This is a genomic window from Paenibacillus sp. LjRoot56 (assembly GCF_964253335.1).
In the GTDB taxonomy this organism is placed as follows: domain Bacteria; phylum Bacillota; class Bacilli; order Paenibacillales; family NBRC-103111; genus Paenibacillus_E; species Paenibacillus_E allorhizoplanae.
The window spans coordinates 173,254-186,436 of the sequence record NZ_CAXURV020000002.1 but is presented as its reverse complement, the minus strand read 5'-3'; the positions used below and the strand labels follow the sequence as shown (position 1 = coordinate 186,436).

Genomic DNA, 13,183 nt, shown 5'->3' with positions numbered 1-13,183 from the left:
TACCTTATATGAGAACTAATTCCGCAAGCATCGCATCTATTTGTTTCCGTGTTATGCCTGTCATCGTGTTCTCCCCCAACTGCTTAATCGTCGATTTGCGAACGAAATTAAGAAAGGGACCTTCGAATAAGGCTGACATATGTGTTTTGAAAATTGCTGTTGCCGCTTCATGATCCAGCACATCATTGATTCTCGAATGTTCATTAAACGTTACACGGAATAGATCGCTATTCGAATACGTAAATGTGTAATCACCTGATCCTAGAAGGACACGCACGCCTTGCTCGGCTTCACTTATGGATTGAATGCCAGGGATCGAGGTGTCGAGGGAAAGCCCCCCTTCTTGCACGCTGCCGATTACGGCTCCTATCAAAATAACTTCTGCGGTTGTATTCGCTGGAATACGAACCCTCATTTGAATTTGCCCCTGATCCACTTGCCATCCGGATTCGATGCGTCCATATAGGGAGTTATGTGCGGTTTTGGCATAAGTGAGACGATTCCCTCCAAACAACGGCTCGATATGAATACGTTTGAAGGCTGGTAGAGTAATGTCCATGTCCAAGCCAGCTATTTTGCGATACATCCAGTCTCCGATGGCTCCATAAGCGTAGTGGTTAAAAGAGTTCATATCATCGCTCCAGAAGGAGCCGTCTGATTTAATGCTGTCCCAATGCTCCCAGATGGTTGTCGCACCCTTCGAGACGGAATACAGCCACCCCGGATAGCTTTCTTGCAGCAGCAGCTTAACCGCTGTTTCGTGATAGCCGTTATTCGAAAGCGCGAAGCACAAGTAAGGTGTGCCTACGAAGCCCGTTGATAAATGATAATCATTATCCAGAATCAGTTCATTGAGATCCTTCGCGACTCTTGCACGCACCTCATCTTCCACGAGATCGAAGACGAGCGCAAGGATATGCGCAGTTTGAGTCGGGGCAGCGACGCGCCCATTTTTCGTTATAAATTCATCTCGGAATGCTTGAATTACGCCTTGGTAAAGCTCATCAAAGGCTTGCGCCTCTTCCTCATGTCCTAGCGCTCTTGCGGCATCGCGAACAATACGTGTCGAATACGCATAATAAGCCGTTGCAACTAGCGCAACTGGTGTCGCACCGATGTAGCTATTTTCCTTAGCATCCAGCGCAAGCCAATCGCCAAAATGGAAGCCTGTGTTCCATAAATATTCCTGATCACCTTGAGATCGGATGTAAGAAATCCATCCTTTCATGCTCTCATATTGTTCAGCAAGGAGACGCTTATCTCCATAATATTGATAAACCGTCCAAGGGCAGATCACCGCAGCGTCTCCCCAAGCAGCTGAATTCTCGCCGCCTACAACATCTGGGACAACAAAGGGAATACCACCATTAGGTCTTTGTTCGGCTTTCATATCATGCAGCCATTTCGTGAAGAAGGGACCGCCTTGGTAATTAAATAGCGCCGTAGAGATGAAAACCTGAGCATCTCCCGTCCAGCCTAAGCGTTCGTCACGCTGTGGACAATCCGTCGGCACGTCAAGGAAATTACCTCGTTGGCCCCAACGAATGTTGCTTTGCAGCTGATTCACCCTGGCATCCGAGCATTCGAACTCACCTGTCGGCTCCATATCGGTATGCATGACTTCACCGATAAAAGCATCCAGAGGCAAGCCATTTTCTTGGCCTGGAAAGCCCTCAACCTTCACATAGCGAAAGCCCATGAAGCTGAAATAAGGTGCATAGGTTTCAGGGCCATTCCCTTTGGCGATATAGGTCACGACCTGCTTCGCTGGACGCAGGTTGCCGAAATAGATATTGCCTTCTTTATCTAAGACTTCAGCATGCTTTAGCTTAATTTGCGTACCCGCAGGAGCAGTTACAGTAAAGCGCACGCGGCCCACCATATTTTGGCCCATATCCAGTAAGTGATCGCCTGCAGGCGTTATGAAATATGTGATAGGACGTATGATTTCCGTTACACGCGTCGGTGCGTTTTCTTGAGGCACTAGCACATCATGGCTTACATCCGAACATATCTGTGTAGACATCCACTCGTCATCGCGGAAATTCACCGAGCTCCAGCCCGCTTGCTCCAAACGCGCATCATACGTTTCACCATGGTAAATTGTCGAGTATTGAATCGCTCCTGTTGAAGCCTTCCAGGTAGTATCTGTGACTACAACAGTTTCTGTGCCGTCTTGATATCGAATATGCAGCTGTGCGAGGGCAGCCCGGCGCTCGCCATATTTAAAGTTTTTATTCTCAAAGCCCATCCCGCTTTTGTACCAGCCATCACCAAGCAGAATGCCAATCCCATTGCCATCGCGTTGGAGCAGATCCGTTACGTCATAGGTTTGAACCTGCATTCGCGTTGGATAACTCGTCCAGCCTGGCGACAGCAGCTCATCGGAAACACGAGTGCCATTCACATACAGCTCATAAACGCCTGCAGCCGTCGCATATATACGTGCAGACAGGATTTCTCCTCCCACCTCAAACAGCTTGCGAAGCAGAAATGCAGGCTCGGACTGCGGATCCATCTCACTTTCGTGAGGTGTGATCCACTCGGCTTGCCATTCCCCTTGATCTAACAAGCCCATCTCCCACCAAGCGATTGCACTCCATTCGGATTCACAGCCCCTGTTATCCCAGACTTTAACTTTATAGAGGTAACGAGCTCTTGATAGCAACTCCGGCCCCTCATAAACAATTTGAATCGACTGATCGGATTCTATATAACCTGTATCCCATACCGGATTCGTAAAATCACCATCTTCGTTAGCTACTATGATCCGATACCCTTGCTGCAGCGTACCGCGGCGATCGGATTCAATTTGCCAACTTAACTGCGGGTTTCGCGCTCCTATACCAAGCGGATTCGTTCTATATTCACATTTCAATGCCGTAACCTGTAAATTCCCCATTGTAATCCTCCTCAACAAAAGTCCCATGATTAGCCTTTAACTGAGCCAGCTGTCATACCTGCTACAATTTTTTTATTAAAGAAAATGAATAAGACGAGTGGCGGTAACGTGATCAGTAAAATATTCATAAATAGCAAATTCCACTGCGTGACAAATTGACTTTGGAAGTTATACAAAGTTAATTGTACAGTCGCATTCTTGGCTCCCGGAAAGAAATACAGAGGGTTCGTAAAGTCGTTGAAAATCCCGACAGATGACGTGACAATAATCGTTGCCGTTACGGGCTGCAGAAGAGGCAGAATGATTCTATAGAACAGTCCAAATCCGCTGCTTCCATCTACCACAGCAGCTTCATCTACCTCACGAGGAATGCCAGACATAAACCCCTTATACAACAAGACCCCAAAAGGAAATCCGAGTGCAACCTCTACTAGAACGAGACCAGGCAGCGTTTTGAACAAACCAATACCATTCAAGACCCAGATCGTCGGTACGATAGCCGGCGGTATAATTAATCCTGACAGGACAAGGAAGTTGAGCCATGGCGTCGCGCGATCACTTCTACGCTGCATCACAAAGCCTGCCATCGCACACACAAGAATCAACACGGTAATGGATATGACGGTCAGCAAAGTACTGTTGTAAAATGCCCGCAATAGCATGTAATCCCGGGCGGTGATCACTTCCTTCAGATTATCCCAAAGATGAATTGTGGAAGGCCACGCTAAGTTTAATAAGGAAGATTCTTTCTTGTCTTTGAGTGCATTAACTACGACAAAGTAGAAAGGAATCCAAAAGATAAGAATGGTCAGAAGAATGGCAATGACTTCGATACCTAAGCCTTTTATTTTTCTGCTCATAGTTCCGCCTCTTTTCTGTTCAGGTAGGAATACAGCGGAAGGGCAAGCGCCGTTACCACAATAAATAAGATCACGTTTCCTGCTGTAGCCAGACCATAATAACCGCCTTGATACTGCTTATAAATAATGGACGCGATAAGGTCAGTCGTAAATCCTGGCCCCCCTTTGGTCATCGCCCAAACGAGGTCGAAGGAGCGCAAGCCACCAATAAAGGAGAGAATAATGACTGAATTCGTTGCCGGTCGGCTTAAAGGTAGTATAATATTCCAGAACTTATGGAATGCGCCTCCGCCATCCATTTCCAGGGCTTCATAATACTCTTGTGGAATAGAGAGAATTCCTGCGATATAGATAACCGTAGCGAAGCCCACACCTTTCCAGACATCCACAAGCGCCACAGACAACAGCGCTATGCGTGTATCGCCTAACCAATCTGGACCAACAATGCCGATTGCGGCTAAGGCTGTATTGATTAAGCCTTGTGTTGGATGCATCATCATGCTGAATGTGATTCCGACTGCAATGGTACTTAGCAAAGTTGGGAAAAATATGACAGACCGCAGATAACCCTTGGCTCTTATTTTTGAAGTTAGAAATACGCCTAGCAACAATCCCAAAACAACCTTTAACACACAAGTTACTACTGCATAAATGAGGGTATTCTTAAATCCGATCAGGAGCGAAGCTTCTTGAAAGAACATCTTAAAGTTATCTAATCCGATAAACGTCCAGCTCGTTAAATTCCATCTTGTCAAACTGAAGAAAAAAGACATAATGGTCGGAAAAATAAAAATTAATAAGTAGATAATGGCTGCAGGAATAAGAAAAGCATATGAATACGTCCGTTTGAATACCTTGGCCACTGAGATCACCCCTAATTTTAAGAAAAGAGCCGGTCTGCATGAATTTCGCATCGCCGACTCCTGTCTGATTAAACTTATTTATTACCAGCCTTGCAGACCTAATTGCTTGGCTTGTTTTTCAACATCTTTATCATAAACCTCTGCACCCTGTTTACCCGTTTTGATAGCTGCGCCGACTTCCGTTGTAATTTGTGGCAAGCTGGATCCTTTAATTGGGGACACGAATTCCAAAGCTGGCGCTGTTTTGTTACCGTCAAAATATGGCGTCATATCTTTCACTGCTTGTGCAACGTTATCTGGCAGCTTTGCACCTTTAATCGCATAAGGACCTGATGGCATGGAAGCAGCCGACTGAGCAGCAACACCATCCATAGAAGCGATGAATTCAACAAATTTTTTCGCTTGCTCCGCATGTTTAGTTGCTTTATAAATATAAGCACCACTTGGCATCCACACCGTCAAACCATTCGTAGCTGCACTATCCCCCGGTTGTGCAAAGAAGCCGATATCCTTCATTTTGTCTGGGAAATTCTGCTGCAGCGCTGGTGTTGCAAAAGATAGCATCGGATATTGAGCGCCTTTGCCTTCCGCTAGCATCTTTAAGCCCGCATCATATGTCGTTGCTAAGAAATCTTTGTTCATGTACCCTTTTTTAGCAATTTCCTCCAGCTTTTCGAAACTTTTAAGTGCCGCTGGATCCGTCGCATATTTCGCTTTATTCGCTGTATAATCATCCGCAAACTTCGGATTGGCGGCTTGTACATTGTAATAATCCGCTAATACGACGAGTTGTGATGTCCAATCATCTTTATAAGAACCAATGACAGGCGTGATGCCAGCAGCTTTAATTTTTTCACTGTTAGCCATCAATTCTGCCCATGTTTTCGGCACGGAGAGACCGAGGTCAGCATAAATCTTTTTGTTGTAGAACCAACCGCCGGCCATCGTTGAGCCAATCGGGCCCGCATAGACTTTACCTTTCGAAGAGACAGTTGGTTTAAAGGAATCAATCACATTCGCTTGAAAAGGTTCATTTGTCAGGTCAAGTAGATTTTGTTCTGGATTAAGCGCTTGCATAAGTGAACCGCTGTTATAGAAAAACACGTCAGTCATATCTCCAGTAGCTAGACGGGTTTTGACGATATTATCGCCTTCTCCGCCGCCTGGGCGTGTCTCTTGTTCAACATGAATGTTCGGATACTTTTTTTCAAATGCCGCGACAATCCCTTTTGCAACATTGACAGAATCCTGTGTATTATCGATTAGAAGTGAGATGGTTACCTTCTCATCTGTTTTTTTGGTACCCGTATCCGTTGCATTTCCTTTTGTATCTTCGGATGATGTGGATGTCGTTCCACAGCCTGCTACCACACTAGCTAATAATACCGAAGTGGACATTGCGGCAACCCATTTTGTTGTCTTTGTACTCATCTTCAAATCCCCCTTAGTCGTCTTGGTTAGGATGAATCGATTGCTAATTTCGGGCGCGAGTTCGTTTTCCCCGTGCTTTAATCTTAATCGCTTTTCCTAACCCCAGGCAGTGCGTCATTCTTCTGATTGATGTCCGTATTTTTCAGATTCCCGAGGGGTTGGTTAACTGCTCTTTATATTGTCCAGGTGTATAACCCGTGTATTTTTTAAATACTTCAGAGAAGTGTCTATACGTATGGTACCCAACTTTCTCACTCACATCACTTACTTTCAAACCGCGGCTAAGCAGCGTCTTGGCAAGCTCCATACGAATCCGCGTCACATATTTAATATACGACTCACCAACTTCCTCCTTAAATAACACGCTGAAATAGGTGGGATTCATGCCAACATGCTCTGCTACCTCTTGGAGCGTGACATCTCGCGTATAGTTTTGCTCCATATAATTACGAGCACGTGTGACGGAGGCATGTCTTGAATGTTCACGAGCATCGATCGTACTTCCAACAATCATTTCAAGTTGACTGCGAAACCATTCCGTCATTTTCCCTCTTGCGGCCATTTCCCGAAATTCCACATGCGGACGGTAATCTTCAGGAATGTGACTGGCTTTGTCCCCAGCTGACTTTCTCGCTTCTTCGAGAGCCAAATAAAGCAGCTTAAGCATCTCATGCTCTGCTACTTCGCTATCCAATTTTTCCATTTGTATCCATGCAATGAAACGATCAATCTGCTCAAGCATGCCTGCCTTATTACCAGAACGCAAACTCAGAATAATGGCTTCCTCTCGTTCGCTTAAGCCCTCAGGACGCGTAATCAAATCACCTAAATCTTCGAAACGCACAATCCCTTTCTCCCCCAGAAAATGAGCGGATCGCAGCGCACGAAGCGCTTCTTTAAAGCTATGTGCGGCATCTTTCAGCTCTGCATAAGTCCGACCGCTCCCAACAGAGACGTCAGCTTGCTCGGACTCCAATTGTAGCTGCTCCCAGAACTCAGGGGTTGGCTGTTGGGCATGCACGCATACAAGTAATCTCTCTTGGCCATGGCGCAGCGGAATCACCGTACAGGCCGTATGCTCAGGAATCTGCAGGCGATCTGACTCCGTCGCTAGAACGGTCACTCCAACGAGGGGTCCCGCCCCTGCACCATAAATGTCTCGCCATTTCACTTCCGCTTCTTCGCCGATAAATAGTAAATCGAATGTCGCCTTCTCCAAAAGCTCGCGATGACTGCTGCTTATTTTTGTTTTAAGATCCAGCACTTCTTGCTCCTGGCTGATCTTGTCCATAACCTTGCGAATCGCTTTCTCAATCATTGGAATTGTAATTGGCTTCTCCAAATAATCAGCAACCCCGAGATTGATAGCTCTTTTCACATATTCAAATTCATTAAACCCGCTAAACACAATACAGAGCGTCTCCGGTGCTTCCTGCATAATTTCTTCAATCAGCTGGAGTCCATCCATTCCTGGCATCCGAATATCAGTAAAAATAAGCTTGGGCCGATGCTCGCGAAATACTTCGAATGCAGACAATCCATTGTCAGCCGTGCCAATGAGTTCGATTCCAAAGCTTGACCAATCTATCATTTCACGAAGGCCTTGAAGCACAATATATTCATCATCAAACACTGCGGCCTTAAGCATCTGTATCCCTCTTTTCACCGAATAGTTGAAAGCGAATTTGGATCTGAGTGCCTTGATTGACTACACTCGAAATCGTTAATGAACTGGTCGTTCCGTAGCACAAGGTCAATCGTTCACGTACATTTTTCAAACCATATCCTTGTTCCGTCGCATTTAAATCAGCTATTCCTACGCCGTTATCTTCCACAGTAAAAACAAGATATCCATCATCTCTTTTTCCGGTAAGCCGAACCGTACCTTCTCCTACCTTAGGTTCTAAGCCATGATAAATGGCATTTTCAACAAGAGGTTGAAGCAGCAGCTTCATAATCTCCATACCCATTATGGCAGGCTCTACTTCTTCTATATATTGAAAGCGATTATGATAGCGAATATTCTGGATCGTCATGTAATGCTCAATATGCTTTAATTCCTTATAAACGGAAATGGTATCTTTCCCTTTGTTCAGGCTCAATTTAAAACTTTCCGATAAGGAAATCGCCATCTGAGCGACATCATGATTCTTTTGCAAAGTCGCCATCCAATAGATCGAATCTAACGTGTTATATAAAAAATGCGGCTTAATTTGCGCCTGCAGCGCCCGAAGCTCCGCCTCTCGCTCCTTTAACTGGGAATGAATCAGCCGCTCATTTAATTCTTTATTTTCAGAGACAACGCGTTTAAAAGTTTCCCCAATCGTCCCTACCTCGTCCTGTTCGAACGTCTCTTCGAATTCTCGAGCTCCTTTCGTCCAATCTACCATCATTTTTTTGATCTGTAGAAGCGGACGAGTAATACTGCCGGATATAAAAATGGAATACAATAGCGCAATAACCCCCATAGAAACAGCAATGAGTGTTGTTATTGTCCTAATTTGATTCGATTGCTTAAGCAGTTCATTCACTTTAATCAGATGAATAAATGTCCAATCGGTCGTTTGGTTCTGGTATTGGCTAATGAGATACCCCCTTTGCTCCAATTGGAGAATAAGAGATTCATTGTCTCCTTCTTTGAGTTCGGCATTGTCGGTTAGACCGTTATTAAACACGACTTTACTTCTTTCAGGAGTATTATCCAGCGCCATGAAACCACCGGCATTGCTGTTTTCATTGAAAATATTGGTGAAAATATCCGTTGATATATTCACAACTAATAGACCCATCGTTTGTCCGTTTGGACTTGATGCATCGCGAAATAATTTGACTGTGGAAAATGAATTCTTCGAATGATCGAGTACATCATAGCCAAGAAAAACAACTTTACCCTGATCTTGTAAAGCACTTTGATACCAATCGGTTTGCCGGATGAGCTTGATTTTGTCTGGCTGTTCATAAACCCCTGCATCATCAGAGCGTCCAGCACAGAATGTCTTGAATTCCAAATTAAATACACAGATGGAGTTTACAAATTTGGTATCAAATTGATTGTTATTAATCGCTTTTTGCAGCTTATTGGAGGTCCATTCACTGGTGGATTCCGTTGCATCCGCAGATTTAGGTTCATTGCTCTGAGCCAAGTTACTGCTTGACAAAACCTCCCGCACCTCATTGTTCACCACGATAGAACGATTCATATTAATAATGCTGCGAAATAATAAATCCGCCACTTCACTTGACGTTTCTAAATGATTTTCATAGGTTTGCGCATTCGTTTCCATCAGTGTGTTCTTGGCAATATCGAAAGACATATATCCTACAATCATAATTGGAGGCAAAGAGATAACGATCATTGCAACGAGAAACCGACTACGAAGCCGTTGTAAACGGAATTTCGATACGAGATACCGCAATCTGTTTTTCATATTGTGCATCCCCCATCCCTTGTGATATTTATCTTGAGATAACCTGAAAGCTATACAGGTATTATAACTAGATCACCCCTAATTACATAATGTGCTTATTTTTTGGGTGAGTGTCCGTTTTTTTTGGGAAAGAGCCTGGTGCCTTCCCAGAGACATCTTGATTTCCAATTGCCTAGGAAAATAGAAATAGCTAACTATCATATGACAGTTAGCCCTTCTATTCGTTTTGTTTGCATCTTTCGAAGTATTTCGACAAATTTCACTTGTTAATTGTCTGAAAATTCTGTCATTTCGTACTGATTGTGTTATAATAGATATGTAACTAATAAACACTAAACGGGGTGGTTATCATGTTATTCGGTAAAATTCTTGTGGCGTATGACGGTTCAAAGTTATCTAAGAAAGCGCTTGAAAAAGCTGTCTCATTGGCCCAAGAAATTTCAACAATCACGAGGCCGACTAGATTAGAAGTTATCCACGTCTTGTATCATCCACCTGTCAATATTGGTGAAGCATTTGTTACTATTCCAGTGGGTACTAGTTCCAATTACTCCGAGAACCTTCAGCCAATTATTGATGAAATAAAAGAACTGAGCTACCCATTAGAACATGTCGAAATTATTATCAAGCAAGGAATCCCCGTAACAACCATTCTGGAATACGCAGAAGAAAGTGGCACTGATTTGATTGTTATGGGCAGCAGAGGACTTAGTGGTATCAAAGAATTCTTTCTTGGAAGTGTAAGCCACAATGTCGTTCAGCAAGCTCATATCCCCGTCTTAATTGTTAAATAATGATTTATGCAACTCTAGCGTGCCATGATATGGGCTTTAAATATAATAAAGAATTCATCATATACGGTTCGGTTGATCGACCAGATGACCGTACTACCTTGCAGTAAGCCTGAGCAATCAGGCTTTTTCTTTGCAAATCTATGCATATATCGATGAAAATTAGTTACGAAGAAAGGAAGATTTTTTTGAAATCAATGAACTTGCTCGCCTTAGTTAATGCAAAAAACAATCTAACTACTTGCCGTAAGTTTTCAGTTGATTTCCCCCACTTCCTTACGTGGATTGTCCCTCTCTCTTGATCAAACCTGATGCTATATTAGTAGAAGTGAACTATATAAATCATGATCGGGAGGTACATGAGATGAAAAACCACTCAAAGAAAGGGACGACCATACGTCCTTTTGCCTGCTATGATGCGGAGCAGCTGGAGGGCATTCGTACCCGGATTTCCATGCAGCCTGAGCTGCTGGAGGAATATAAGCGACAGTTGATGTTGTCCGATGCCTTTGCCGAAGTGGAATTGTCTTTGCCTATTCAACGAATGAACGCTTTCCGAACGAATCCCTTTGTGTTCCAAACACCGGAGAACGCTGCACATATGAAGGTAACTTTTCATATCCGAGGAAAGGGCGAGGTGTGGATCAGACAAGTGAAGCTTACCCATTCGGAAAGAGGATTGCCTATCCCGATCGTAAACGGCAGCTTTGATCAGGGGTTAACGGAGTGGGAGACTACGTCGCACTCCTCTTCCAGCTCGGTTTCCCTTGAACCATCCGATGACCCCAGGCTGGGGCAGTGTTTGTACGTGAAGAACATGTCGGATGACGACCAGGTGCTTTTGGCAATGACAAATACGATTCCGGTATATGCCCAAGAGCATTACAGCATTCAGACGACCCTTCGACTGGATGAACTCTTATCGGAGGACGGCGTATACGTCGAAATCAGGTTCTTGGGAGCTGCTGGGCAGCCCATGGATGAGGTATATTCTTCGTGCCCCTTTAACCGTAAAACGCCGACCACTTGGGCTACACTGCTGGAGACTGCTGGAGCAGATGCGGACGCCTACATGGTGACGGGGGATGCGGTATACGCGGAGCGAGCCAAACGGAAGATCTTGTACATGTTGCCAGATATGTGCCAAGGCATGGATATTTTCAGGGCAACTGGCTGGCATGTGGATGATACATACGGGGCCGTCCATATTGGACGAGGCATGGCTGTGACATCGGTCATTTACGACCAGATTGCGGACTCCGGAGTTATTCTTCCAGAGGAGGATGCAGCCATCCAGTCTCACTTCCGCTATATAGCAGCAATGATGATGGACACCGCCTATTACCGTTTCGATTTGGAACAGTTTCCGGATGAAAAGGGAGGCAAACGCAGCAACTGGAATGCGGACCGTGCCACCGGCCTCGGGATCTACGCACTGATCTTCCCCGAAGAAACACTTGCCGAAGAATATCTAGAGCATGCCTGCGCTGTCGTGGATTGGCAGCTCGAGCATGTCGTTGATAAGGATGGCGCGTGGCCTGAAAATATCCGTTACCATGGTGCTGTGCTGCATCGATACTTTCTGTTCTTCACGCTGCTGCAGCGACTTCGGGGGATAGACTACTGGTCCCGCGACAAGGTAAAGATGATGTATCGGTTCTTGATTGGGACAGTGACTCCGAAGGATTCCGTTCAGGGTGGACCCGACTCGGAGCCCAAACTGCTGTCTCCCGCTGTTGGTGACTCAACGGTTGACGATAATTGGTTCCGTATGTTCGCCTATGCTGCACCTTTCTATGTGAAATTAGATCCCCAGCTAAGCAGGGAAATGATGTGGGCCTGGAAGCACGGTGGCGGCGTGGTACGTGATACAGGGGCTAGTCCCTGTACGCTGCTCGCCCTTCTCTACCCACAGCTGGAGCTTCCACGGGAAGCTCCAGAACTGACTTCCGTTTACTTTGCTGGCATTGGGTATGTCATCTTCCGGCAGCATTTCGGTCAATGGGGACAGGAAAACTACGCCATATTCGAATCTTCACCGCTAACCTATCATGCCCACCACGACGAAGGTCATTTCTCCATATGGGCAAATGCTACCCCGCTGACCCTGGACCCTGGAACGGGTGGGTACTATAACGGAGACCGACACTGGTACGTGAACGGACATGCGCATAACGTAGTTCAATTTATGGACGAGGCAGGTATTGTACAGAATGGCCCGCTAAAGAGCATCTGCGAGGAAGTTTACTTCTCGGACCAAATGGATTATGTCCGAAGTTGCATTCCAGATGTCCATGCCGATGCTTATCATCGCCACTTTGCCTATGTGAAGGCTGGCGCTGACGTTTATGTGGTTTGGGATCATATCCGGAGTCAGCGGAAAAGCGTCTGGAATCTGCATACATTAAGCTCCTCCTCAGATATTGAGAAGAACCGGATCACGGCACATTGCTTAAATGAGATGAAACTGGAAGTTACGTTCTTGGAGCCAGGCAAGATCTCCGCATCAACGTCTCATGGGGCTGTATCTGGAGCTTATCCATTAGCTGCACAAGAACACCTTCGAATTACTGGTGATTGCGGCAGCGATTATCTGACCCTGCTCTTTCCGAAGTCCGGGGAATCATCTGGGCTTACCGTTCGCATTTTACCAGTAGATCCCGATTCTCCTGAACTTCGGATGTACAGAGTACTCCGAGATGAACAAACTTTGTTCCTCTTGCTGGTGAACCGCGCTGACCACTTAAAAACTTTCGCATTCCAGGCAGATAGGCCACTTTTGAACCTTTTAGACAAAACATCTTGTAAGCCAGATGCCAACGGTCAATGCCACATTCAGTTGAACGGCGGCAGGCTTGCTATTTTTATTGCTATTTAAACAAACAAGGTCAATCGATATTTCATCGAC

The 13,183-nt window shown here is 45.3% G+C and carries 8 protein-coding genes; 2 read left to right on the top strand and 6 right to left on the bottom strand.

Annotated features, from left to right (window positions below; translation table 11 throughout):
- Nucleotides 1-4: 4 nt before the first annotated feature.
- The 6 genes from ACSQ8O_RS13735 to ACSQ8O_RS13710 all read right to left on the bottom strand — a co-directional run bounded on the left by ACSQ8O_RS13735 (nucleotide 5) and on the right by ACSQ8O_RS13710 (nucleotide 9,484).
- Nucleotides 5-2,902 (bottom strand): family 78 glycoside hydrolase catalytic domain, encoded by a 2,898-nt coding sequence (locus ACSQ8O_RS13735; protein ID WP_436242119.1) that lies wholly within the window; start codon nucleotides 2,900-2,902, stop codon nucleotides 5-7.
- Nucleotides 2,903-2,931: 29 nt separating this feature from the next.
- Nucleotides 2,932-3,762, bottom strand: a complete 831-nt coding sequence (locus tag ACSQ8O_RS13730) for a carbohydrate ABC transporter permease (protein ID WP_436242118.1) — start codon at nucleotides 3,760-3,762, stop codon at nucleotides 2,932-2,934.
- Nucleotides 3,759-4,676: a carbohydrate ABC transporter permease gene (locus ACSQ8O_RS13725; protein ID WP_436242117.1), complete on the bottom strand. Its 918-nt coding sequence runs from the start codon at nucleotides 4,674-4,676 to the stop codon at nucleotides 3,759-3,761. The genes ACSQ8O_RS13730 and ACSQ8O_RS13725 overlap by 4 nt, the downstream gene beginning before the upstream one ends.
- 30 nt (nucleotides 4,677-4,706) lie before the next feature.
- Nucleotides 4,707-6,056, bottom strand: coding sequence for an ABC transporter substrate-binding protein (locus ACSQ8O_RS13720; protein WP_436242116.1), 1,350 nt, complete (start codon nucleotides 6,054-6,056; stop codon nucleotides 4,707-4,709).
- Nucleotides 6,057-6,198: 142 nt separating this feature from the next.
- Complete coding sequence (locus tag ACSQ8O_RS13715; protein ID WP_436242115.1) at nucleotides 6,199-7,704, bottom strand: response regulator; 1,506 nt, start codon at nucleotides 7,702-7,704, stop codon at nucleotides 6,199-6,201.
- Nucleotides 7,697-9,484: a cache domain-containing sensor histidine kinase gene (locus ACSQ8O_RS13710; RefSeq protein WP_436242114.1), complete on the bottom strand. Its 1,788-nt coding sequence runs from the start codon at nucleotides 9,482-9,484 to the stop codon at nucleotides 7,697-7,699. The genes ACSQ8O_RS13715 and ACSQ8O_RS13710 overlap by 8 nt, the downstream gene beginning before the upstream one ends.
- Nucleotides 9,485-9,834: 350 nt before the next feature.
- On the opposite strand from ACSQ8O_RS13710, the gene ACSQ8O_RS13705 reads away from it, so the two are divergent.
- Together ACSQ8O_RS13705 and ACSQ8O_RS13700 are read left to right on the top strand one after the other, a co-directional pair.
- Nucleotides 9,835-10,278, top strand: coding sequence for a universal stress protein (locus ACSQ8O_RS13705; RefSeq protein ID WP_436242113.1), 444 nt, complete (start codon nucleotides 9,835-9,837; stop codon nucleotides 10,276-10,278).
- A 361-nt stretch (nucleotides 10,279-10,639) separates the two neighbouring features.
- Nucleotides 10,640-13,153 (top strand): heparinase II/III domain-containing protein, encoded by a 2,514-nt coding sequence (locus ACSQ8O_RS13700; protein WP_436242112.1) that lies wholly within the window; start codon nucleotides 10,640-10,642, stop codon nucleotides 13,151-13,153.
- The last annotated feature ends 30 nt before the right edge of the window (nucleotides 13,154-13,183 follow it).